Here is a 23,698-nt window from a genome sequence, read left to right on the forward strand (position 1 = left end):
GGCGCCGCCGTGCGGGCGCGGCCTGGTCAAACGCCCGGCCGCGCCCGCACGGCGCCGTCACGCCTCGGACGCCAGCGGGCCGCCCACGGCGGCTATGGGGACGCCGAGCTTCTCACCGGAGCCGTCGCGGCGGCCCAGTTCGGCGGGCAGCGGCAGCGGCTTGCCCGTGGACGACGCGGCGCGGACGGGGGCCGGGCCCGCCCAGGCCAGGATCAGGGCGTCCTCGCCCTTGAGGAAGCGGTGGGTGCGGACGCCGCCGGTGGCGCGGCCCTTGGCCGGGAAGTCGGCGTAGTCGGAGACCTTGACCGCGCCGGTCTGGGTGCCGGGCAGGGCCGTGGAGGAGCCGGAGACCGTCACCACGCGGTTCTCCCGGGCCGGGTCGACGGCGCCGAACCACAGCACACGCGCTCCGGCGGACAGCTTGATGCCCGCCATGCCCCCCGCCGGGCGGCCCTGGGGACGCACGTTGGCGGCGCCGTAGTGCAGCAGCTGGGCGTCGGTGGTGATGAAGACCAGGTCCTGGTCCTCGGAGGTGAGCTGGACGGCGCCGACCACGCGGTCGCCCTCCTTCAGCCCGATCACCTCGAAGTCGTCGCGGTTGGGGAAGTCGGGGACGACCCGTTTCACCACGCCCTGCTCGGTGCCCAGGGCCAGACCCGGGCCGGAGTCGGTGATCGCGCCCAGGCCGACGACCGTCTCGTCGTCCTCCAGGGCGATGTACTCGTCGATGGGGGCGCCTCCGGCCAGGGACGGCGCGGTGGCCGTCGGCGGCAGCAGCGGCAGGTCGATGACCTCGATGCGGATCATCCGCCCGGCCGAGGTGACCGCGCCGATCTGGCCGCGCGCCGACGTGCGGACGACCGACGCCAGCACGTCGTGCGGCCCCCGGTCGCCCTCGGCGGGCAGCGGGTCGGCGGTGGCGGTGCGGGCGAGCAGGCCGGTGGACGACATCAGCACCAGGCAGGGGTCGTCGGGCACCTCCAGCGGCACGGCGGCCGCGGCGGTCTGGCCGGACGACTCCAGCAGCACGGTGCGGCGGGGCGTGGCGTACTCGGCGGCGACCTCGGCGAGCTCGTCGGACACCACGCCGCGCAGCTTGGCCTCCGACTCCAGGATCTCGGTCAGCTCGGCGATCTCGCGGGCCAGCTGCTCCTTCTCCTTCTCCAGCTCCAGCCGGTCGTAGCGGGTCAGGCGGCGCAGCGGCGTGTCGAGGATGTACTGCGCCTGGACCTCCGACAGCTCGAAGATCTGCATCAGGCGCTGCTTGGCCTGCGCGGAGTCGTCGCTGCCGCGGATGACCTGGATGACCTCGTCGATGTTGAGCAGCGCGACCAGCAGGCCGTCGACCAGGTGCAGCCGGTCCTCGCGCTTGGCGCGGCGGTGCGCCGAGCGGCGCCGCACCACGTCGATGCGGTGGTCGATGTAGACCTGCAGCAGGTCGCGCAGGCCGAGGGTGCGGGGCTGGCCGTCCACCAGCGCCACGTTGTTGATGCCGAAGGTCTCCTCCATCGGGGTGAGCCGGTAGAGCTCCTCCAGCACCGCCTCCGGGTGGAAGCCGTTCTTGACCTCGATGACCAGCCGCAGCCCGGTGGTGCGGTCGGTGAGGTCCTTCAGGTCGGCGATGCCCTGCAGCTTCTTGGCGTTGACCAGGTCCTTGATCTTGGCCTTGACGCGTTCGGGGCCGACCGCGTAGGGCAGCTCGGTGACGACGATGCCCTTGCGGCGGGGGGTGACGTTCTCGATGTGCGCGGTGGCGCGGGTGCGGAACGTGCCGCGGCCGGTGGCGTAGGCGTCGCGGATGCCGTCCAGCCCGACGATCTTGCCGCCGGTGGGCAGGTCGGGGCCGGGCACGAAGCGCATCAGCTCGTCGAGGTCGGCGTCGGGGTTGGCGATCAGGTGCCGGGCGGCGGCGATGACCTCCCCGAGGTTGTGCGGGGCCATGTTGGTGGCCATCCCGACCGCGATCCCGGACGCCCCGTTGACCAGCAGGTTCGGGAACGCGGCGGGCAGCACCTCCGGCTCGGTCTCCTGCCCGTCGTAGTTGGGCCGGAAGTCGACGGTGCCCTCGTCGATCGAGGAGACCATCAGCATGGCCTCGCGGGACATGCGGGCCTCGGTGTACCGCATGGCGGCGGGCATGTCGTCGCCGCCGAGCGAGCCGAAGTTGCCGTGGCCGTCCACCAGCGGCATGCGCATGGCCCAGCGCTGGGCCATGCGCACCATGGCGTCGTAGATGGCGCTGTCGCCGTGCGGATGCAGCTTGCCCATGACCTCGCCGACGACGCGGGCGCACTTGACATGGCCGCGGTCGGGACGCAGGCCCATCTCGTTCATCGAGTACAGGATGCGGCGCTGCACGGGCTTGAGCCCGTCGCGCGCGTCCGGAAGCGCCCGCTGGTAGATCACCGAGTAGGCGTACTCAAGGTAGCTGCCGCGCATCTCCTCGGAGACGTCGACGTCGACGATGTTCTCCTCGAAGTCGGGCGGCGGTGGGGCTTGGGATCCGCGTCGTGCCATGTGGAACATTGTTGCCGGTCCCACAGACAGATTCGTACCGGACGGCTCCGCGGCGGCGGGCGCCGCGGCCCGGACGGGTCCGAGGAGGGTGCATGAGCGAGCCGGAGGGGCGCGGCGCCGCCCGGTGGGCGGGCGCGGTATCCGCCGGGCGGGTGCCGCAGGCCGGCGGGAGGCGGGCATGAGCTCGCCCGCCGACTTCCAGAACGAGATCTACCTCAGGGGCCTGGGCGACGTCGTCCCCGAGCTGCCCACCGACCTGACGAGGCTGGAGGCGCTGGCCGGGCGGCGCCTGTCGGCCGCTGCGTTCGGCTACGCGGCGGGCGCGGCGGGCACCGAGGCGACCGCGCGGGCCAACCGGGAGGCGTTCGACCGGTGGCGGATCGTGCCGCGGATGCTGCGGGACGTGGCCGAGCGCGACCTGTCGGTGCGGGTGCTGGGCACGCCGATGCCCGCGCCCGTGGCGCTGGCCCCGGTCGGCGTCCAGTCGATCTTCCATCCGGACGGCGAGCGGGCGGCGGCGCGGGCCGCGGCCGCCGTCGGGCTGCCGTACGTGCTGAGCACGGCCTCGTCGTATTCGATCGAGGAGGTCGCGCAGGCGAACGGGGACGGGCCGCGCTGGTACCAGCTGTACTGGCCCAAGGACCGCGAGCTGGCCGTCAGCTTCCTGGAGCGCGCGGCCGCCGCCGGGTACACCGCGCTGGTGGTCACGCTGGACACGTTCGCGCTGGCGTGGCGGCCCCGCGACCTCGACCAGGCGTATCTGCCGTTCCTGCGGGGCATCGGGGTGGCCAACTACTTCAGCGACCCGGTGTTCCAGAAGGCGGTCGGCGGGCCGGTCACCGACGCCAACCGGGACGCGGCGATCCTGCACTGGGCGGCCAACTTCGGGAACCCCTCGCTGACCTGGGACGACCTGGAGTTCCTGCGCGAGCACTGGCACGGGCCGATCGCGCTCAAGGGCATCCAGCACCCCGACGACGCGCGGCGCGCGGTGGACGCGGGCATGGACGGCGTGATCGTGTCCAACCACGGCGGGCGGCAGATCGACGGGGCGGTGGCGTCGCTGGACGCCCTGCCGCCCGTGGTCGAAGCCGTGCGCGACCAGGCGGAGGTGCTGTTCGACAGCGGCGTGCGCACCGGCGCCGACATCGCCAAGGCGCTCGCCCTGGGCGCCCAGGCGGTCCTGGTGGGACGCTCCTTCGTGTACGGGCTCGCGCTCGGGGGCGAGGCGGGGGTCACGCACGTGCTGCGCTGCCTGCTGGCCGAACTGGACCTGACCCTGATGCTCTCGGGCCACGCCAGGATCGCCGACCTCGGCCCCGACCTCCTCGTGGGGACCTGACGAATGTCATGGCGCGGCCGTGTGAAGGTCACGGGCGTTTCCTGACGTCCGTGACTGCCCGCCCCGTGCCGCCGCTCGGCAGCATGGGCGCATGGACGTGATCGAGGTACGCGGCCTGCGGGTGCGTTTCGGGGAGCGCGACGCCGTGCGGGACGTCTCGTTCACCGTGGCCCGGGGCGAGGTGTACGCGCTGCTGGGCCGCCACGGGGCGGGCAAGACCACGCTGCTGGAGGCCGCCGCCGGGCTGCGCCGCCCCTGCGGGGGGACGGTGCGGGTCTGCGGGATCGACCCCTATGAACGGCGCGGCGCGCTGAGGGCGGGCACGGTGTGGCGCGACGGCGGTCTGTTCCCGGGCCTGACCGTGGCGGAGGTCGTGGACGCCTGGCGCCGCTGGACACTTGACCCGCTCACCGCGGCGGGGGCGCTGCGCCTGGCCGGCCTGTCGGGGCTGGAGGACGTGCCGTTCGAGAGGCTCACGCCGGGGGAGCGGCGCCTGCTGGACGTGGCGCTGGTCCTGCTGGCCCGTTCCGATGTGCTGTTCCTGGACGAGCCCACCGCGGACCTCGGGGAAGCGTCGGGGGAACGCGTGTGGGGCGTGCTGCGGGCGCTGTCCGCCCAGGGGGTGACCGTGCTGGCGGCCACCCGCGCCCCGGACGAGGCGCGCCGCGCCGACCGTGTCGGCATCCTGGACGACGGACGTCTGGTCACAGGCGGTGACCAGACGCATCCGAAGGCCGCCTGACAGCGGACACCGGCCGCCCGGGGCACCCGCACGGGGCCTTTGGGGGCGCCCAGGGGCGGTCGTAGCGGTCTCGCAGGCCCGCGCACCCTGCTCGGGGGCTGAAATTGTGAGCGCGGTGACAATCGGCGGCCGAAAGCTTTGACGGCACCGCCAAGAGGCGGGGGCGGGCACCTCGCGTACCCTGAGTGACCCTGCTCCCGTTGATCGCAGAGGCAGGCAGACAGGTGCAGCCGAGGATCGGGCGCCCCGGGGCCTTCGCCGCCGTCATCGTGGCGTTGACCCTGCTGACCCTGACCGGCATGCTGCTGCCCGCCCTCTGGTACGAGACCTTCACCCGCTCCGAGCCGGGGCGCGTGGTGCTCGCCGTGGCCGCGGCGGCGGCGATATGCGCCGGCTACGGGCGGCTGCTGTGGCTGAACCTGCGTCGCCGTACCGCGCCCGCCCACCGGATCGGCCTGGCCGCCCTCACCGTCGTGTGCTGGGGGCTGCCGCCGGTGATGGGCGCGCAGGACGGCTGGGGGAACCTGCTGATGCTCCCCGCCGGGCTCATCGCCGTCGTGCTGCCGCTACGGCAGGCCGTGGCGGTGACCGGGGCCGCCACCGTCCTCACCCCCGCGTACGGGGTGCTGCTGGGGCTGCCCCCGCTGACGGTGCTGTACGAGCTGTTCGGCGTCCCCGTCGCGGCGTTCTCCGGTTACGTGACGGTGTGGATGTACCACGTCGTCCAGGAACTGCGGCGGGCGCGCGCGGAGCTGGCCCGGTCCGCCGTGGGGGAGGAACGGCTGCGCTTCGCCCGGGACCTGCACGACGTGCTCGGCCACAGCCTCCAGGCCGTCGCCCTGCGCGCCGAGGTCGCCGAACGGTACCTGGAGCGCGACCCCGGGCGCGTGCGCAAGGAACTGACCGAGATCCAGGCGATGGCGCGCGAGGCGGTCGGCGACGTGCGGGAGATCGTCCGCGGCTACCGGGCGACGTCGCTGCGCACGGAACTGGACGGCATGTCCGCCGTGCTGCAGGCCGCCGGGATCCGCTGCCGGCCGCCCGAGATCTCCCCGCGGCTGCCCGCCCACGTGCACGAACCGCTCGGCCGGGTCGCCCGCGAGGCCGCCACCAACGTGCTGCGGCACAGCAACGCGACCTGGTGCCTGATCACGGTGTGGGCCGACGACGACCGGCTGTGGCTGGAGATCAGCAACGACGGGGCGGGGCCGGGCCGCCGCGCCCCGGGCGCCGCCGCGCACCCGCCCGGCAGCGAGCTGGCCGGGCTGGCCGACCGGATCGCCGCGGCGGGCGGGGAGTTCACCGCCGGGCCGGTCGGCGACGGAACGTTCCGGGTGGCCGCGGCCGTGCCGCTGCACCCGGCGCCGGAACCCGCCGGGAGGGACCGGGCATGATCCGGGTGCTGCTGGCCGACGACCACCTGCTGATCAGGGACGCGCTGGTGCTGCTGCTCGACACCGAGCCCGGCATCGAGGTCGTGGCCGACGTCGGCCGCGGCGACGAGGCGGTGGAGCGGGCGCTGGCCCTGGAACCGGACGTGGCGGTGCTGGACCTGGACATGCCGGGCCTGGACGGGCTCGCCGCCGCCGAGCGCCTGGCCCGCGACCTGCCCGGCTGCCGGGTCGTGATCGTCACCGCGCACGGGCGGCCCGGCAACCTGCGCCGCGCCATGAGCGCGGGCGTGCGCGGCTTCCTCGGCAAGGACGCGCCCGGCGCGCGGCTCGCGCAGGTCATCCGGCAGGTCGCCGGCGGCGCGCGGTACATCGACCCGCAGCTGGCCGCCGACGCGCTGGCGGCCGAGGAGTGCCCGCTGACACCGCGCGAGCTGGACGCCCTGCGCGCCGCCGCCGACGGCGCGCCGGTCGCCCGCATCGCCCGCGCCCTCGGGCTGTCGGAGGGGACGGTGCGCAACTACCTGTCGGCCGCGGTCACCAAGCTCGGCGTGGACAACCGGCACGCCGCCGTCCGCGCCGCCCGCGACCTCGGCTGGCTGTGACCCGCCCGGGCCGTGGCCCGACCCGCCGGGGCGGGGCTCAGCCGAGCATGACGCCCAGCAGCAGGGCCGCCAGGGCGGCCACACCGCTCACGGCCCCCGACACCGCCAGGCCCTTGGGGGTGGACGCCCGGGCGTGCAGGAACGCGGCGACACCCGACACGACCACGACGGCCAGCTTCACGTGCAGGGTCGTCTTGTACGCGCCGTCCGCGTCGCCCACGGCCGCGATGTTCCACACGCCCGTCAGCACGAGCACCGCGAACGCGGCCCAGGCGACCCGGTTGAACTGGCGGGCGGCGAGCTTGGAGGTGTCGCCGCCCGCGCGGCGCAGCACGGGCAGCAGCGCCGTGAGGGTCAGCTGCCCGCCGACCCATACGGTCGCGGCCAGCACGTGCAGGAAGACTCGGACGGTGTCCCAGGTGATGGCGAGCACGGGTCCTCCAGAGAGGGAGAGGGGGTCAGGCCGTCGAAGCCAGGGGGACGAGGCGGGGGCCGAGGTCCAGGGACGCCAGCACGGCGCCGTCCTTGTCCAGGGCCTCGACGACGGGGTCGCGGCGCGCCGTCCAGACCACCACGACGTGCCCGTGCGCCGGGACGTCCAGCAGCCGGGAGCCGACCCGGATCCGCGCGACCTCGCTGGAGGCGCGCAGCTTGGCCTCGCTCACCCACTTGGCGCCCCAGGGGAACAGCCGGTTGGCGTTGCGGACGGTACGGCCCATGGCGTACCGGATCAGGTGGCCGCCGAGCTCCGCCGCGGGACGCCGGGCCAGCGGCTCGTCGGGAGCCCAGGCCCCGCCGCCGCCGAGCTCGATCCATTCGCCGTCCCGCTTGTGGAACGTGACACCTTCGATGAAGCAGCCTCCGGTGCCGCCGTTCTGATGTCGCAGGAACGAGACGACGGCGACGTCGCCGTCCATGTCGAGCGCGAGCGGCACGAGGCCGCGCTCACCGTTCACCGCGGTCGACGCGGGCTCGGTCATCCCGTCGCTCAGCAGCCGCAGCAACTCCGCGCGCAGCTCATGCTCGTTCATGCTTCGGGTCCTCTGATCACACGAGGTACAGGTAAAGGGCCCTCCCGGAGGAGGGCCCCACGTCGAAGCTCACTCTAGACGTCCGGAACGCCTCGTTTCACCTGTTCGCACTATGAGATTGTGCTGTCCTGCGGAGGAGATCGTTTCCATCCGGCGGCGACGGCCCTCGAGGGGCGTCACCGCGGGGTCCGGCAGGGCGGTGTGAGTCCCATCACGACGGCCTTCGAGTCGTATGACTGGATTTGCACCATCAGTGTCGGGCCGCTTTACTGATGACCGTGAGTGCCGCACACCCCTGCCCGACGCGCCGCCCGCGAGCCGTGCGCGCGATGGGGTGTACGCGCCGGTGTCGAATGTGCGACCGCTGAGGGCCCCCACCCGAGCCTCGCGCCCCGAAGCGAGCCCACCCCCGGACGACATCGAGCCGCGCACATGACCTTCCAGACCCACCTGCTGAGCCACGCGCCGTACCCGCCCGGCCGCGCCTAGAGCCCCCGGCAGGCTTCCCGCTCACGCGTCCTTCCGTCCTTCCGACCACCGTCCACGCTCCGCGCGCCCTGCTTGCGCGCGCGGTCGACCCGCACGGGTGAAACCCCTTGATCCAGATCGAGAGACTTCGCAAGGTCTACCGCACCCGCGGACGCGAGGTGACCGCCGTCGACGGCGTCGACCTGACCGTCCGCGAGGGCGAGGTGTTCGGCGTGCTCGGCCGCAGCGGCGCCGGCAAGAGCACCCTGCTGCGCTGCGTCAACCTGCTGGAACGGCCGGACGCGGGGCGCGTGCTGGTGGACGGGCAGGACCTGCCGGCGCTGTCCGGCGGCGAGCTGCGCCGGGCCCGCCAGCGCATCGGCATGATCCACCAGCATTTCGGACTGCTGTCCAGCCGCACCGTGGCGGGCAACGTCGCGTTCCCGCTGGAGGTGATGGGCGTGCCGCGCGCCGAACGGGCCGAGCGCGTGGCCGAGCTGCTGGAGCTGGTCGGGCTCACCGAGCACGCCCGCGCCTACCCCGCGCAGATCTCCGGCGGGCAGAAGCAGCGCGTCGGCATCGCCCGCGCCCTGGCCGGACGGCCCAAGGTGCTGCTGTCGGACGAGGCCACCTCCGCGCTCGACCCCGAGACGACCGCGTCCATCCTGGAGCTGCTGCGCGACCTCAACCGGCGCCTCGGCCTGACCATCCTGCTCATCACCCACGAGATGGACGTGGTCAAGCGCATCTGCGACTCCGTGGCGATCATGCGCGACGGGCGGGTGGTGGAGTCCGGCCGGGTGCGCGAGCTGCTGCTGCGCCCCGGCTCGGAGCTGGCCCGCGGCCTGTTCCCGCTGCCCGACCCGGTGCTGCGCGGCGGCACCACCGTCGTGGACGTCACGTTCGAGGGCGACAGCGCGGACCGGCCGTTCGTGTCCACGCTGGCCCGCACCTACTCCATCGACGTCAACATCCTCGGCGGCGCGGTCGAGGAGATCGGCGGCACGCGCATCGGACGGCTGCGCATCGAGCTGCCCGGCGAACCCGACGTCAACGCGGCCCAGCTGGCCCACCTGCGCGAGGCGGGCCTGGCCGTCGAGGTCCACGGCGCCGCCGGCGACGCGCCGGGCGCGCTCGGGACGCCCGCGACCGAAGAGGAGGCGCCGGTCTCATGACCTGGGACGAGATGGTTCCGCTGCTGCGCCAGGGCACCCTGGAGACGCTGCAGATGACCGTGTGGTCGACGCTGTTCACGGCGCTCGGCGGCACGCTGCTCGGGGTGCTGCTGGTGCTGACCGAGCGCGGGGGGCTGCTGCCCGTCCCGGCGGTCAACAAGGTGCTCGGCGCGATCGTCAACGTCGGCCGGTCGCTGCCGTTCGTGATCCTGATGATGGCGATCATCCCGTTCACCCGGGCGCTGGTCGGCACCTCCATCGGCACCCAGGCGGCGATCGTGCCGCTGACGCTGTCGGCCATCCCCTTCTACGCGCGCCTGGTGGAGACCGCGCTGCGCGAGGTGGACCCGGGGGTGGTCGCCGCCGCCCAGGCGATGGGCGCCTCCCGCGGCCAGATCGTGTGGAAGGTGCTGCTGCGCGAGGCCCGCCCCGGGCTGGCCGCGGGCCTGACCGTCACCGTCATCGCCCTCATCGGCTACTCGGCGATGGCGGGCGCGATCGGCGGCGGCGGCCTCGGCGACCTGGCGATCCGCTACGGCTACCAGCGCTTCGAGACCGGGATGATGATGGCCATCCTGGTGCTGCTCATCGCGCTGGTGCAGGCGGTGCAGTCGCTGGGCGACCTGGCCGTCCGTCGCCTCACTCACAGATGACCGCCCACCCGCAGGCGACCACGGCGTCCGCGGACGACCCCCGCTGCCCGTCTCCCTGACACCGCGGGCGCCTGACACCGATTCCCTGTCACCGAACGAGAAAGGCACTCTTCGTGCTGCGCAAGATCACAACAGCCCTCGTGTCCGCCGGACTGCTGCTGGGCCTGGCCGGCTGCGGCGGCGGCGACGCCGGCTCCGACGACACCCTCACCGTCGGCGCCACCTCGGTGCCGCACGCCGAGATCCTCAAGTTCGTCAAGGACAACCTGGCGGACAAGAACGGGCTCAAGCTGGAGATCCGCGAGTTCAGCAACTACGAGCAGCTGAACCCCGCGCTCAACGACGGCCAGCTGGACGCCAACTACTTCCAGCACAAGCCCTACCTGGACGAGTCCAACCAGAAGACCGGGCAGAAGCTGACCTTCGTCGCCGGGGTGCACCTGGAGCCGCTCGGCGTCTACTCCAAGAAGGTCGCCAAGCTGGCGGACCTGAAGCAGGGCGCCACCGTCGCGGTGCCCAGCGACCCGTCCAACGAGGCGCGCGCGCTGAAGCTGCTGGCCGACAACGGCCTGATCACCCTCAAGCCCGGCGTCGGCCAGAACGCCACCGAGAAGGACGTCACCGGCAACCCCAAGAACATCACCTTCAAGCCCACCGACGCCGCCGCGCTGCCGCGCCAGCTCCCGGACGTGGACGCCTCGGTCATCAACGGCAACTACGCGCTGGAGGCCAAGCTCACCCCGGCCAAGGACGCGCTGGTCAGCGAGAAGGCCGAGGGCAACCCGTACGTCAACGGCCTGGTCACCCGGCCGGAGGACGCCGACGACCCGCAGATCAAGAAGCTCGTCGACCTGCTGCGCGGCCCGGAGGTCAAGAAGTTCATCGAGGACACCTACCAGGGCTCGGTGCTGCCCGCCGCCTGATCCGGCGCCGCACCCCCCTTTCGACGGCCCCCGGTCGCCTCCGGCCGGGGGCCGTCGGCGCATGCCGGTCATGGTGCGCCGGATCCCGCCGTCGGGATGTCCGGGGCGGCTGGTAGGACAAGTGCCGTTCGACTCGGAAAGGGAACCCATGACCGTCAACGAGCACCTGTCACACTTCGCCGGGCTGCCGGTGACCGACTTCCCGGACGAGGACGGGCGCCGCCCCCGGCCCGCCGACGCCCCCGACCCGACGGCCTGGCGGGTGCGCACCGACTGGCAGACGCCGTACCCGACGATCTTCCAGGAGTTCCTCGACACCGTCGACACCACCCGGCTGACCCACCTGGTCACCGGCTGGGACGACAGCTGCGACGCGATCCAGCTGCTGGTCGACGCCGCCGACCGGCTGCCCGCGCTGCGTCACCTGTTCGTCGGCGACATCGTGTACGAGGAGAGCGAGATCTCCTGGATCGACCGGGGCGACATCACCCGGGTGGTCGAGGCGTTCCCCCGCCTGGAGACCCTGGAGACGCGCGGCGCCGGGGTGCGGGTGCGGCCGTTCGCCAGCGAGCACCTGCGGCGGCTGCGGTTGGAGTCCGGCGGCCTGCCCGGCGAGGCCGTGCGCAACCTGTGCGCCTGCGACCTGCCCAACCTGGAGCACCTGGACCTGTGGCTGGGCGTCGAGTATTACGGCGGCGACACCACCGTGGCCGACCTGGCGCCGATCCTGAGCGGCGAGCGCTTCCCGGCGCTGCGCCGTCTCGGCCTGGAGGACGCCGAGCGCGCCGACCAGATCGCGGAGGCGTTGGCGGGCGCCCCGGTCGTCGCGCGGCTGGAGTCGCTCAGCCTGGCCCTGGGCACGCTGACCGACGCGGGGGCGGAGGCGCTGCTGGCCGGGCAGCCGCTCACCCACCTGAGCCACCTCGACCTGCACCACCACTTCCTCAGCAGGCCGATGATGGAGCGGCTGCGGCAGGCCCTGCCCGGCGTCGAGCTGGACCTCGACGAGCAGAAGAGCGGGCCGGACTGGCCCTACGTCGCGGTGTCCGAATGACCGCCGGCCCGCAACGGACCGGCCCCGTGTTCGCCCAGGTCGCGGAGTGATGATGACATCGTTCACATTGATCGCCACGCCGGGCGACCGGCGGGCCGACCTGTTCGCCGCCGCATGCCGCGCCTGCGGCCTGCCGGAACCGCACGTCGTGCCCTGGACGGACGTGCTGACCGGCGGGTCCGCGTCGGTGCGCGCGGACGACGACGGGAACGTGCTGGTGCGGATCGACTCGCCGGGGGAGGACGCGCGGGCCGACGCCCTGCTGCGCGGGCCGGGCGATCCCGCGCGCGTGGGCGGCGGCGTCCGCTGGTACCGGACGTTCACCGACGCCCTGTCGCGCATCGCCGCGGACACGCGGCGGGCGGGGGCGCGGCTCGTCGGCGACGTGGACGACGTCGCCGTCATGTGCGACAAGAGGCGGTGCCATGCCCGCCTTCAGGCCGCGGGCGTGCCCGTCCCGGAGGCCCTTCCCTCCGTCGGGAGCTACGCGCAGCTGCGCGACCGCATGGCCGAGGCGGGGATGCGCCGCGTGTTCGTCAAGCCCGCGCACGGCTCGTCGGCCTCCGGCGTGGTCGCGCTGCAGACCGCTCCCGGCGGCCGGATCAAGGCGGTCACCTCGGCGGCGCGGACGGCGACCGGGTACGTCAACTCCCTGCGCGTCCGCACGTACAACACCGAGCCGGACGTCGCCCACCTGATCGACGCGCTGGCCCCGGACGGGCTGCACGTGGAGCGCTGGTTCCCCAAGGCCGCCGTGGACGGCCGTGTGTTCGACCTGCGCGTCGTGGTCATCGCGGGGGAGCCGACCCACGCCGTGGTGCGCACGAGCCGGTACCCCATGACCAACCTGCACCTGGGCGGTGCGCGCGGAGACCTGGCGGCGGTGCGGCGCGCGCTGGGGGAGGACGGCTGGGCGCGGGCGCTCGACGTGTGCGCGCGCACCGCGGCGTGCTTCCCCGGCAGCCTCATGGTCGGCGTCGACCTGCTCGTCGGCGCCGACCGGCGGAGGTTCGCGGTCGCGGAGGTCAACGCCTTCGGCGACCTGCTGCCCGGCCTGACCGGGCTGCCCGGCACCTGGGCCGAGGGGCTCGACACCTACACCGCGCAGGTCCGCGCCGCCCTCGCCCGGTTCTCCGCCGCGCCGGCGTACGCGGAGGTGGGCGCGTGCACGACATGAACAAGATCATCGGCACCCATGACCTGCTGCTGGTGACGCTGGACACGCTGCGCTACGACGTCGCCGCCGAGCTGGCGGAGGCGGGGGAGACCCCCACGCTCACCGGCCTGCTGCCGGGCGGCCGCTGGGAACGGCGGCACACCCCCGGCAGCTTCACCTACGCCGCGCACGCCGCCATGCTCGCCGGGTTCCTGCCGACCCCGGCGCGACCCGGCCCGCATCCGCGGCTGTTCGCGTCGCGGTTCCCCGGCAGCGAGACCACCGCCGACACCACCTGGGTGTTCGACGCGCCCGACCTGCCCACGGGGCTCGCCCGGGCCGGCTACCACACCGTCTGCGTCGGCGGCGTCGGGTTCTTCAACAAGCGCACGCCGCTGGGGTCGGTCCTGCCGGGCCTGTTCGCCGAGAGCCACTGGGAGCCGGAGTTCGGCGTCACCGACCCCGACTCCCTGAGCCACCAGATCGACCGGGTGGCCGAGACGATGGCGCGCCTGCCCGCCGACCGGCGGCTGTTCCTGCTGCTCAACGTGGCGGCGCTGCACCAGCCGAACTGGTTCTACCTCGACGGCGCCATCCGCGACGATGGCGACACCCGCGACAGCCACGCCGCCGCGCTGCGCCACGTCGACCGCCACCTGGGCCGCCTGTTCGACCTCATGCGCCGCCCCTGCTTCGTGATCGTCTGCTCCGACCACGGCACCGCCTACGGCGAGGACGGCCACGTCGGCCACCGGATCGGCCACGAGGTCGTCTGGACCGTTCCGTACGGGGAGTTCGTCCTGTCGTGACCACCGCAACCGCCGGCCCGTACCAGGGCTACGTCTACGCCTACCCCCACAAGACCGCCTACCGCCGCCTGCCCGCCCGGCCCCTGCGCGAGGTGTGGGCCAAGGAGCGGCGCGACGCGCTGTTCCTCTACCTGCACGTGCCGTTCTGCGAGATGCGCTGCGGCTTCTGCAACCTGTTCACCCGCACCGGCGCGCCCGAGGAGCTCACCGGCGCCTACCTGGACGCGCTCGACCGGCAGGCCGCCGCCGTGCGCGACGCCCTGGGCGAGGCGACGTTCGAGGTCGCCGCGTTCGGCGGCGGCACCCCCACCTACCTCACGGCCGCCGAACTGGACCGGCTGTGCGACATCGCCGCCCGCTTCGCCGACCTGGACGCCGTACCGCTGGCCGTCGAGACGTCCCCGGCGACCGCCACCGCCGACCGCCTCGCCGTCCTGGCCGACCGCGGCGCCACGCGCGTCTCGATCGGCGTTCAGAGCTTCGTAGAGGCCGAAACGCGCGCCGCCGTGAGGCCGCAGCGGCGCGCCGACGTCGAGGCCGCCCTCGGCCGAATCCGCGCCGCGGGCTTCCCGACCCTCAACATCGACCTCATCTACGGCATCGACGGGCAGACCCCGTCCTCGTGGCTGCTGTCCCTGGACGCGGCGCTGGCCTGGCGCCCCGAGGAGATCTACCTGTACCCGCTGTACGTGCGGCCGCTGACGGGGCTGGGCCGCCGCGCCGACCGGGCGGACGACGCCCGCGCCTGGGACGACCAGCGGCTCACCCTCTACCGCATCGGCCGCGACCACCTGCTGGCCAACGGCTACGAGCAGGTGTCGATGCGCATGTTCCGGCTGCGCGGCCTGGCCGCGCACGACACCCGGTACTGCTGCCAGACCGACGGCATGGTCGGCCTGGGATGCGGCGCCCGCTCCTACACCGCAGACCTGCACTACTCGTTCGAGTACGCCGTCGACGTCCGTGCCGTGCGCGCCATCATCGACGACTACGTCCGCGAGGACGACTTCGGCACCGCGCGCGTCGGCTTCGAGATGGACGACGACGAACGGCGCAGGCGCCACCTCATCCAGTCGCTGCTCCAGGCGTCCGGCCTCGACCGCGCCGCCTACCGCGCGCGCTTCGGCGGCGATCCCGTCACCGACTTCGCCCCCGAACTGACCCCCTTCCTGGACAGGGGGTGGGTGGAGGAGACCCCCGGCCTCCTGCGGCTCACCCCCGAAGGGCTCGCCCACTCCGACACCATCGGACCGGCGCTGTTCTCCACCCGGGTGCGCGCCCTCATGGACACCTACGAGATCCGCTGATGCCGCACACGCCCACACCACCGCCCCGGCACCACGCCCCGTCAGGGGACCACCTGACGATCCTGTACCGCGGCCCGCTGGCGAGCTGCGACTACGACTGCCCGTACTGCCCGTTCGCCAAACGCCGCGACACCCCCGAGCAACTGCGCGCCGACCGCGCCGCACTGGAACGCTTCGTGACATGGGTCTCCCGGCAGACCCACCCCGTCTCGGTGCTGTTCACCCCCTGGGGGGAGGGGCTGGTGCGGTCCTGGTATCGGCGGGCGCTCGTCGAGCTCAGCCACATGCCGCACGTCGAACGCGCCGCCATCCAGACCAACCTCAGCCACCGCCTCGGCTGGACCGCCGACGCCGACCCGTCCCGGCTGGCGCTGTGGAGCACCTACCACCCCGGGCAGGTGCCCTACGAGCGGTTCCTCGAACGGTGCGGCGAACTGCTCCGGCGGGGCGTGCGGTTCAGCGTCGGCATCGTCGGCCTGCCCGAACACCTGGACGCCGCCCGGCGCCTGCGCGCCGACCTGCCCGCCCACGTCTACCTGTGGGTTAACGCCGCCGAAGGGCGCTCCTACACCGACGACGAGGCCGCCGCGTGGACGGACATCGACCCCCTGTTCTCCTACAGCCGCCACCCCCACCGCAGCCGCGGCCTGCCCTGCCGCACGGGCCACAGCGTCATCTCCGTGGACGGCGACGGAACCGTACGGCGCTGCCACTTCGTCCCCGCCGTGCTGGGCAACCTCTACGACGGCACCTTCCGCGCCGCCCTCCGGCCGCGTCCCTGCCCGCTGGACGTCTGCGACTGCCACATCGGCTACGTGCACCTCGAGCCGCTCGGCCTGTACGACGTCTTCGCCGGTGGAGTCCTGGAACGCATCCCGCTGTCCCAGCATGCGAGATGAGGACACGGCATCCCGGTCCGTCCGAATAACGGATTCCGCGGGACGGGCGCGGCCGCGCGTCTACGGTGGTAGGCCGCCACGCCCTGCCCGTGGACGAAAGGACGGCCGTGACCTCCGACGACGCCCTCGGCCCCAAGGTCGACCGCTCGGTGCCGCAATCGGCCCGCGTCTGGAACTACTGGCTCGGCGGCACCGACAACTACGAGGTGGACCGCCGCGCCGGCGACGCGTACGCGGAGGTCTACCCGCAGATCGTCGAGCTGGCCCGCACCAGCCGGCTGTTCCTGGCCCGCGCCGTCGGCCGCCTGGCCGGGGAGGTCGGCGTCCGCCAGTTCCTCGACATCGGCGCCGGCCTGCCCACCGTCGACAACACCCATGAGGTCGCCCAGCGGATCGCCCCCGACGCGCACGTCGTCTACGTCGACAACGACCCGCTGGTCCTGGCGCACGTGCGCGCCCTGCTCGCCGGCACCCCCGAGGGCGCCACCCACTACATCGAAGCCGACCTGCGCGACCCCGACGGGCTCCTCGACCGGGTGCGGACCGTCCTGGACTTCTCCCGTCCGGTCGCGCTCATGCTCATGGGCGTCATGGGCCACATCGTCGACGACGAGGAGGCGCAGTCGGTCGTCGCCCGCCTCAAGGACGCGCTCGCCCCCGGCAGCCATCTGGCCCTGTACGACTCCACCGACACCGAGGCGTCCATGAACGAGGCGCAGAGCGGTTACGACGCCACGGGGGCGGTCCCGTACCGGCTGCGGAGGCCCGCGTTCGTCCACCGCTATTTCGAGGGCCTGGAGCCCGTCGAACCCGGCATCGTGCCGTGTTCGCGGTGGCGGCCGGAGGTGCGACCGCTCGAAGCGGTCGACCATCCCACCGTGTGCGGAGTGGCCCGCAAACCCTAGGCCGCCCGCGCCTTCTTGTGGATGCCCACAAACGGCCTGCTCGGTCTTTTCATAAGGCGACACTGGCCGGACGAGGCATTTCCGCACCTCAGGGCGTGTTTCAGGGCGTCCCGTGCCCGGTCGGGGCAGGGCGGCCGCGTAACGCCGTCGGGCGGGAAGAAACGCTTGCGCACAGGTCGGGCGTTACCGTGTGAAGCCGGTGTTGGTTCGTCCGTGGCCGTCCACACGAGGAGCCGCCTTGATCGCCGCCGCCCGCAGCGAAGCGTTCACCGACAAGCCCGCCGCGTCCGCGTCCAGCGGTCCGCTCGTCGCGCGGCTGCTGCTCGGCAGGCGCCTGCGCGCCCTGCGCGAGGAGTGCGGTCTGACCCGCGGACAGGCGGCCAGGGCGATCGGCGCGTCCACCGCGAAGCTCAGCCGCATGGAACGCGGCCGCACGGGCTTCAAGGACCGCGACGTCGTCGCCCTGCTCACCCTCTACGGCATCCACGACAAGGCCGAGCACGCCACCGCGCTGGCCCTGGTCGAGCAGTCCCACGCCCGCGGCTGGTGGGACGACGAGCGCGACCTCGTACCCGCCCGGGAGCGCCTCTACCTGTCGGCCGAGCAGTCCGCCTGGCTCATCCGCAGCTTCGAGCCCACCACCGTGCCGGCGCTGCTGCAGACACCCGAGTACGCCCGCGCGGACATCGCCCGGCACCACTCCGCCGCCACCGGGGACGAGCTGCGCCGGCGCGTCGGACTGCGCCTGCGCCGCCAGCGCATCCTGCGGATGCGGCCGCGGCCGGTCAACCTGTGGGTGGTGCTGGACGAGGCGGTGCTGTGGCGTCCGGTCGGCGGCACGGCGACGATGCGTGCGCAGATCCAGCACATCCTCGAAGTCGCCCAGCGGCCGAACGTCACCGTGCAGGTCGCGCCGCACACCGCGACGGGCCACCTGGGCGACCAGCCGTTCACCCTGGTCCGCTTCCACCAGCACAGCCTGCCCGACCTGGTCTACCTCGACCGGTCCCAAGGGGCGTGCTACCCGTCCAGCCCCGCCCAGATCGAACGCCACTGGCACGCCTTCAACACGCTGGTCACCGAGGCGTCCCTGCCCGAACACACCCGGCACATCCTCACCGGCACCCTCGCCTCCTACTGAGGCCCCGGAAGCGTCGCTCGCACGCCAACGCTCAGGGCCCCGTCGCCCGAGTGGGGCGGGCCGGGGCCGTTGGTCGCAGGGGAAGTGCCACCAACGGGCCCCGGCCCGCCGTGCCGGCCCCCGCCGGAGCCCGGGCGGCCCGGGGCGGGCGGCCGCCCGCCCCGGGTCAGGTCTCCCGTTCGGGCCTGTAGTCGGCCTCGTCCAGGCCGAAGGTCCAGGCGACGCCTTCGCGGGCCGTCCTGACGTGGGGCGGGACGCGCAGGTAGTAGGTGCGGAACGACCCGTCCGGCTCGGGGGTGGAGTTCACCACCTCGACCATCACCACCGGCTCGTCGCCGGGCAGGTCGATGCGCCACAGCACCCCGGTCTCGTCGCGGTGCACGGGCTCGGCGCCGCTCTCGGCCAGGTAGCGGTCGTAGCCGAAGACCTCCAGCATCACCCGGCGCAGCTCGGCGTTCTCCTCCTGCAGGATGCGCCGGTGGTCCAGATCGGCCAGGGACTCGATGAAGTCGGCCGGCACCGGCATGCCCCGCCAGGCGTACAGGGCGAGGCCGCTCTCGTAGGCCAGCGCCGGCCCGTCCCCCCGGTGCAGCCGCCCCGGCTCGTCGCGGTGCAGCTCCGTCGGCCGCTCGGTGGCGACCACCAGGCGTTCGTACGGCCACCACCAGCCCGCGTGCCGCGCCACCTCGGCCAGCCCGGACAACGGGCCGTCCAGCATCCCCAGGGAGTCGAACGTCGCCAGCCACGGCGCGTCGTGCTGGCCCAGCACCGCGTCCAGGGTGGCCGCGCGCAGCAGCGCCTCGTGCGCGTCGCCGCCCACGGCGCCGATCGCGTGCCGCATGCGCGTGACCAGGGAGTTGACCTGGTCCCACAGCGGCCCTCCCGTCTGCGCCCAGACCTGCGGCCACCGCTGCGGCCCGAGGACGGCGCAGGCGGCGGTCCGGGCGGACTCCCACGGCCGCGTCCGTACGGCGTCGCGCACACCGGCCCCCGGGTCGGCGTCGCCGAGCGCGGCCCGGACGGGCTCGACCAGGTCGCCGAGCTCCGGGGCGTCCAGGGTGTGCCCGGCGAGCAGAGCCGCCGCGACCGTGCCGTGGGCGGGCGAGGGGAGCCAGACGACCCGTTCGGGGGCGGCGAGCCCCGCGCCGGTGTAGGCATCGGCGATGCCCGCCTCCGCGCGGGCGCGGTCCGCCGGCCCCGTGGCGAACGCGACGGACGCCCAGTCGGTGGTCTTCGCGGCGGCGGCCGTCATCAGTCGGCCACCACCCGCACCGCGCCGGGCACGTACTCGCGCTGGCGGATCACCCGGTACCAGCCCTTGGGCAGGGAGATCGGCGCATGCTCCTCGTGCTCCAGGCGGCCCCCGTGCGGAAGGTGCAGGTGGTCGGGGGTCAGCGGGTCGGGCGAGCGCAGCAGCGCCCCGGGCGCCTTCACGGCGTGCGCGTGCCCGGTCGCCTCGCCCAGCGCGAGCACCATGCGTCCCCGGGCGTCGCGCGGCGCGGGCGGCAGGTCGCGCACCTCCTGCGGGACCGCGTCCTCCGCCACCGGCAAGATCAGGATGTCTCCCTGTCGGTACATGCCGCGAACGTAACCGCCGCCACCGACATTCTTCGGGCGACGGCATCGGGTGACCGCGGCCACGGTCCCGGGCGCCGCCCGCGGGCCCGCCCGGAGCGAGCGGCCCGGAGGGCTCAGTAGCCGCGGGTGCGGCGGGCCGCGGGGCGGGCCCACCGGCCGGAGGCGCCCAGGCCGACGCGCTGGAAGGCGCGCACGAGCTCCCTGCCCAGGTTGACCCCGGCGCCGAGCGCCAGTGCCGTGGACAGCGCCCCGATCAGGCTCAGCATGCCCGTCTGCGGAGAGCCCGTGTTGAGCTCGACCATGCCCCGGTACAGCAGCGTCCCCGGGAGCAGGGGGCCGATCACCGGGACGATGTAGGGCAGCGCAGGGGCCTGGTGCCGGCGCGCCAGCAGGCTCCCCAGCATGCCGACGACGACGGCGGAGACGGCCGACGCCAGGACGGACGTCACCTCCAGCTTCAGCAGCAGCACGTACAGGATCCAGATCAGCGACCCGCCCAGGGCCGCCGCGGGAAGCACCTGGCGCGGCGCGGCCAGCGACAACGCGAACGTGAGCGACACCGCCCCGGCCGCCAGCACCGACACCGGCTGCAGCAGGGCGGGGGAGTCCGGCAGGTGCGCCACGTCGATCGGCACGTCCAGCTTGACCGCCGCGTAGACGACGACGCCCAGCCCGGACACGATCGCCGCGACGATGAAGAACACCTCCAGCAGGCGGGCGCCGGCGCTGACCAGGTCGCCGGTGATGCCGTCCTGGATGCTGGCCACCAGGGGACGCCCCGGCAGCAGCGCCAGGATCGCCCCGGTGACGATGGTGGACGCACGGGCCGGGTTGCCCGCCCACGCCACCACCATGGCCGCGGCCGTCGCGCCGATGGCGGCGGCCACGGCGAGCTGGAAGAACTCGGCGACACCGCGGCGGGCCAGAGCGGCGGCGGCGCGGTCCCCCAGCAGCGTGGCGACGAACGCCGTCCCGGCCACCAGCGGCCCGCCGCCCACCAGCACGCTGGCCGAAGCGGCGATCAGCCCCAGCGACACCACGATCAGCCACGGGGGATAGGGGCCGCGGCCCCGCTTGATCTCCCGCAGCCGCCGGTGCGCCTCCTCCAGCTCCAGCATGCCGATCGAGGCGTCCTGGACCAGGGAGTGCAACGCGGTGAGCCGCCAGAACGCGGGGGTGCGCCGCCGGATGGCGCGCGCGCCGGTGACCGGCGGGGCGCCGGCCCCGGGATGCGCCGACACCATCAGGCTCGTGAAGGTCACCTGGACCTCCACGCGCGGCAGCTCGTAGGCCACGGCCAGGCTCAGCATGGCCTCGTTGACCCGCTCGGTGGACTCGCCGCTGGCCACCAGCAGCTCGCCCACGCGCAGTACCAGGTCGATGGCGCGGGCGTCGACGACCTCGGCTGGCTCGTCCTCGGGCGGCTCGGCGGGCGTCCCGTCCATCAGGGCGTACCACGTGCGCCGCAGCCGCTCCCTGATATCCGCCATGCCCGCCCGAATCCTCCCGCCGTCGCCGATTCGTTTCGGCAGGGTACCCGGGGCGGGCGCGTGCCCGTGCCTCCGCACTCCCCGGGAGTTGTCCACAGAACGCGATTCTGGTGCTCGGTGTCGCGGCCCGCTGATAGCAAGGAGTCATGACCACAGCAGAGACGGCGCAGACACTCCGCGACGAGGCCGAGCGGTGCCTGCGCGCCCTCGCCGGCGACGGCGCCCGGCTGCGCGACGACCAGTGGACCGCCATCCACGCCCTGGTGGCCGGGCGGCGGAGGGCCCTCGTCGTGCAGCGCACCGGCTGGGGCAAGTCCGCGGTCTACTTCGTGGCGACCCGGCTGCTGCGCGACCGCGGCGCCGGCCCCACGGTGATCGTGTCGCCCCTGCTGGCGCTGATGCGCAACCAGATCGACGCGGCCGCCGCCGCGGGCATCCGCGCCCGCACCATCAACTCGGCCAACACCGCCGACTGGGACCAGATCTTCGCCGAGGTCGCCGCGGGCGCGGTCGACGTGCTGCTGGTCAGCCCCGAGCGGCTCGGCAACCCCGACTTCCGCGACCTGGTCATGCCCCGCCTGGCCACCGAGGCGGGCCTGGTCGTCGTGGACGAGGCGCACTGCGTCTCCGACTGGGGGCACGACTTCCGCCCCGACTACCGCCGCCTGCGCACCCTCCTCGCCGACCTGCCCGCCGGGATCCCCGTCCTGGCCACCACCGCCACCGCCAACGCCCGCGTCACCCAGGACGTCGCCGAACAGCTCGTCGACCCGGCCGACGGCCAGGCGCTGGTGCTGCGCGGGCCGCTGGCGCGCGAATCCCTGCGGCTGGCCGTGGTCCGGCTGCCGAGCACCGAGCAGCGCGTCGCCTGGCTGGCCGAGCACCTCGACCGGCTGCCCGGCTCCGGCATCGTCTACACGCTGACCGTGGCCGCCGCGCAGGAGGTCGCCGGCTTCCTGCGCGACCGCGGCCACGAGGTCGCCGCCTACTCCGGGCAGACCGATCCCGACGACCGCCTGCGCGCCGAACGCGACCTGCTCGACAACAAGCTCAAAGCCCTCGTGGCCACCAGCGCGCTCGGCATGGGGTTCGACAAACCCGACCTCGGCTTCATCGTGCACCTGGGCGCCCCCCAGTCCCCGGTGGCCTACTACCAGCAGATCGGGCGGGCCGGCCGGCGCGTCGACCGCGCCGAGGTGATCCTGCTGCCCGGCGCCGAGGACCGCGACATCTGGGCCTACTTCGCCGGCCTGGCGTTTCCGCCCGAACCGGTGGTGCGCGCCACCCTCGACGCGCTCGCCGCGGCCGGGCGCCCGCTGTCGACGAGCGCCCTGGAGCCCCGCGTCGACCTGGGCCGCAGCCGCCTGGAGATGATGCTCAAGGTCCTGGACGTGGACGGGGCCGTGCAGCGGGTCAAAGGCGGCTGGGTGGCCACGGGCCGGCCATGGTCCTACGACCGCGCCCGCTACGAACGCGTCGCCGCCGAACGCGCCCGCGAGCAGCGCGCCATGCTGGAGTACATCGCCACCGACGGCTGCCGCGAGGAGTTCCTGCGCCGCCAACTGGACGACCCCGCCGCCGCCCCCTGCGGCCGCTGCGACAACTGCACCGGCCGCCACTGGCCCGCCGACGTCAGCGCCGAGGCCGCCGCCCGCGCCCGCGACCTGCTGCGCCGCCCCGGCGTCGCCGTGCCGCCCCGCCGGATGTGGCCCACCGGCGTCAAGGACGACCTCGGCGTCGCCGGCCGCATCGCCGCCGGCGACGCCGCCGAGGAGGGCCGCGCGCTGGGCCGGCTCACCGACATCGGCTGGGGCAACCGCCTGCGCGAGCTGCTGGCCGACGGCGCCCCCGACACCGACGTCCCCGCCGAGATGTTCGACGCCGTGGTCAAGGTGCTGGCCGCCTGGGACTGGCCCCGGCGCCCCGCCGCCGTCGTCTCGATCGGATCCCGCACCCGCCCCCGCCTGGTCCGCACCCTCGCCGAACGCATCGCCCGCACCGGCCGCCTGCCCTACCTGGGCGAGATCACGCCCGTGGGCGACCCGGTGCCCCGCCGCCACAACAGCGCCCAGCGGCTGCGCTCGGTCTGGCACGCCCTCGCCCTGCCCGACGACACGGCCGCCGCCGTCCGGGGCACCGACGGCCCGATCCTCCTCGTCGACGACCGCATCGAAACCGGCTGGACCGTCACCGTGGCCGCCCGCCTCCTCCGCCGCGCCGGAGCCCCCGGCGTCCTCCCCCTCACCCTGGCCGTCACGTCATGAACCCCGGGCCCGCACCGCACGGCGCCGCCCGCTGCGGCCCGCGCCGGAGCGGTGGTCGCTGCGTCCGCCGGCGCGCGGGCCGCACCGGCCTCGCCGTGCCGTTTATCGGCGGCCCGGAAATGCTCCGGTCCGTTCTCGATGCGATGCCGGAGCGTCTTCTCTGCGGCATGCCGCGGAACGCCGCATTGACGGAGCACCGGGAACCGTCGCGCCCGCGGCAGCGCTCGCATCGGCCTGCCGCGATGAAG

At 74.1% G+C, this 23,698-nt stretch carries 21 protein-coding genes; 15 read left to right on the forward strand and 6 right to left on the reverse strand.

Features of this window, described 5'->3' with window-relative positions; all coding sequences use genetic code 11:
• Positions 1-57: 57 nt before the first annotated feature.
• Positions 58-2,517, reverse strand: coding sequence for a DNA gyrase/topoisomerase IV subunit A (locus ABD879_RS14605; RefSeq protein ID WP_345021653.1), 2,460 nt, complete (start codon positions 2,515-2,517; stop codon positions 58-60).
• Between the two features lie 178 nt (positions 2,518-2,695).
• On the opposite strand from ABD879_RS14605, the gene ABD879_RS14610 reads away from it, so the two are divergent.
• The 4 genes from ABD879_RS14610 to ABD879_RS14625 all read left to right on the forward strand — a co-directional run bounded on the left by ABD879_RS14610 (position 2,696) and on the right by ABD879_RS14625 (position 6,597).
• Complete coding sequence (locus tag ABD879_RS14610) at positions 2,696-3,859, forward strand: lactate 2-monooxygenase (RefSeq protein WP_345021654.1); 1,164 nt, start codon at positions 2,696-2,698, stop codon at positions 3,857-3,859.
• Between the two features lie 91 nt (positions 3,860-3,950).
• On the forward strand, positions 3,951-4,601 hold the full coding sequence (locus tag ABD879_RS14615; RefSeq protein ID WP_345021656.1) for an ATP-binding cassette domain-containing protein: 651 nt from the start codon (positions 3,951-3,953) through the stop codon (positions 4,599-4,601).
• A 200-nt stretch (positions 4,602-4,801) separates the two neighbouring features.
• Positions 4,802-5,995, forward strand: coding sequence for a sensor histidine kinase (locus ABD879_RS14620; RefSeq protein ID WP_345021658.1), 1,194 nt, complete (start codon positions 4,802-4,804; stop codon positions 5,993-5,995).
• On the forward strand, positions 5,992-6,597 hold the full coding sequence (locus ABD879_RS14625; RefSeq protein ID WP_285496191.1) for a response regulator transcription factor: 606 nt from the start codon (positions 5,992-5,994) through the stop codon (positions 6,595-6,597). Before ABD879_RS14620 ends, ABD879_RS14625 begins: the two co-directional genes overlap by 4 nt.
• A gap of 37 nt (positions 6,598-6,634) precedes the next feature.
• On the opposite strand, the gene ABD879_RS14630 is transcribed toward ABD879_RS14625, so the two are convergent.
• Both ABD879_RS14630 and ABD879_RS14635 read right to left on the reverse strand, forming a co-directional pair.
• Positions 6,635-7,030, reverse strand: a complete 396-nt coding sequence (locus tag ABD879_RS14630) for a hypothetical protein (protein ID WP_345021662.1) — start codon at positions 7,028-7,030, stop codon at positions 6,635-6,637.
• 25 nt (positions 7,031-7,055) lie between these two features.
• Positions 7,056-7,628, reverse strand: a complete 573-nt coding sequence (locus ABD879_RS14635; protein ID WP_345021664.1) for a hypothetical protein — start codon at positions 7,626-7,628, stop codon at positions 7,056-7,058.
• Positions 7,629-8,224: 596 nt separating this feature from the next.
• On the opposite strand from ABD879_RS14635, the gene ABD879_RS14640 reads away from it, so the two are divergent.
• The 10 genes from ABD879_RS14640 (at position 8,225) to ABD879_RS14685 (ending at position 18,118) form a co-directional block, all read left to right on the forward strand.
• A complete protein-coding gene (locus tag ABD879_RS14640) occupies positions 8,225-9,271 on the forward strand; it encodes a methionine ABC transporter ATP-binding protein (RefSeq protein ID WP_345021666.1) in 1,047 nt (348 codons plus the stop codon).
• A complete protein-coding gene (locus ABD879_RS14645) occupies positions 9,268-9,924 on the forward strand; it encodes a methionine ABC transporter permease (protein WP_345021668.1) in 657 nt (218 codons plus the stop codon). The genes ABD879_RS14640 and ABD879_RS14645 overlap by 4 nt, the downstream gene beginning before the upstream one ends.
• A 113-nt stretch (positions 9,925-10,037) precedes the next feature.
• Complete coding sequence (locus ABD879_RS14650; protein WP_345021670.1) at positions 10,038-10,847, forward strand: MetQ/NlpA family ABC transporter substrate-binding protein; 810 nt, start codon at positions 10,038-10,040, stop codon at positions 10,845-10,847.
• Between the two features lie 148 nt (positions 10,848-10,995).
• Positions 10,996-11,901 carry an STM4015 family protein gene (locus ABD879_RS14655; protein WP_345021672.1) on the forward strand — a complete coding sequence of 302 codons (906 nt, stop codon included), beginning with the start codon at positions 10,996-10,998 and terminating at the stop codon, positions 11,899-11,901.
• 52 nt (positions 11,902-11,953) lie between these two features.
• On the forward strand, positions 11,954-13,078 hold the full coding sequence (locus ABD879_RS14660; RefSeq protein ID WP_345021674.1) for an STM4014 family protein: 1,125 nt from the start codon (positions 11,954-11,956) through the stop codon (positions 13,076-13,078).
• Positions 13,075-13,866, forward strand: coding sequence for an STM4013/SEN3800 family hydrolase (locus tag ABD879_RS14665; protein WP_345021700.1), 792 nt, complete (start codon positions 13,075-13,077; stop codon positions 13,864-13,866). The genes ABD879_RS14660 and ABD879_RS14665 overlap by 4 nt, the downstream gene beginning before the upstream one ends.
• A complete protein-coding gene (locus tag ABD879_RS14670; protein WP_345021676.1) occupies positions 13,863-15,173 on the forward strand; it encodes an STM4012 family radical SAM protein in 1,311 nt (436 codons plus the stop codon). Before ABD879_RS14665 ends, ABD879_RS14670 begins: the two co-directional genes overlap by 4 nt.
• On the forward strand, positions 15,173-16,072 hold the full coding sequence (locus ABD879_RS14675) for an STM4011 family radical SAM protein (RefSeq protein ID WP_345021678.1): 900 nt from the start codon (positions 15,173-15,175) through the stop codon (positions 16,070-16,072). The genes ABD879_RS14670 and ABD879_RS14675 overlap by 1 nt, the downstream gene beginning before the upstream one ends.
• 107 nt (positions 16,073-16,179) lie before the next feature.
• Positions 16,180-16,977, forward strand: a complete 798-nt coding sequence (locus ABD879_RS14680; RefSeq protein ID WP_345021680.1) for an SAM-dependent methyltransferase — start codon at positions 16,180-16,182, stop codon at positions 16,975-16,977.
• A 238-nt stretch (positions 16,978-17,215) separates the two neighbouring features.
• Positions 17,216-18,118, forward strand: coding sequence for a helix-turn-helix domain-containing protein (locus ABD879_RS14685; RefSeq protein ID WP_345021682.1), 903 nt, complete (start codon positions 17,216-17,218; stop codon positions 18,116-18,118).
• A 166-nt stretch (positions 18,119-18,284) separates the two neighbouring features.
• Here ABD879_RS14685 and ABD879_RS14690 read toward each other — a convergent pair whose 3' ends face one another.
• From ABD879_RS14690 to ABD879_RS14700, 3 genes are all read right to left on the reverse strand, one after another.
• Positions 18,285-19,370, reverse strand: coding sequence for a DUF6745 domain-containing protein (locus ABD879_RS14690; protein ID WP_345021685.1), 1,086 nt, complete (start codon positions 19,368-19,370; stop codon positions 18,285-18,287).
• Positions 19,370-19,696: a hypothetical protein gene (locus ABD879_RS14695; protein WP_345021686.1), complete on the reverse strand. Its 327-nt coding sequence runs from the start codon at positions 19,694-19,696 to the stop codon at positions 19,370-19,372. The genes ABD879_RS14690 and ABD879_RS14695 overlap by 1 nt, the downstream gene beginning before the upstream one ends.
• Positions 19,697-19,809: 113 nt before the next feature.
• A complete protein-coding gene (locus ABD879_RS14700) occupies positions 19,810-21,186 on the reverse strand; it encodes a threonine/serine exporter family protein (protein WP_345021688.1) in 1,377 nt (458 codons plus the stop codon).
• A 146-nt stretch (positions 21,187-21,332) separates the two neighbouring features.
• On the opposite strand from ABD879_RS14700, the gene ABD879_RS14705 reads away from it, so the two are divergent.
• Complete coding sequence (locus tag ABD879_RS14705) at positions 21,333-23,450, forward strand: RecQ family ATP-dependent DNA helicase (protein ID WP_345021692.1); 2,118 nt, start codon at positions 21,333-21,335, stop codon at positions 23,448-23,450.
• Positions 23,451-23,698: the final 248 nt, after the last annotated feature.

Origin of the sequence: Actinomadura keratinilytica, assembly GCF_039539665.1 — a bacterium.
GTDB classification, from domain to species: Bacteria; Actinomycetota; Actinomycetes; order Streptosporangiales; family Streptosporangiaceae; genus Spirillospora; species Spirillospora keratinilytica.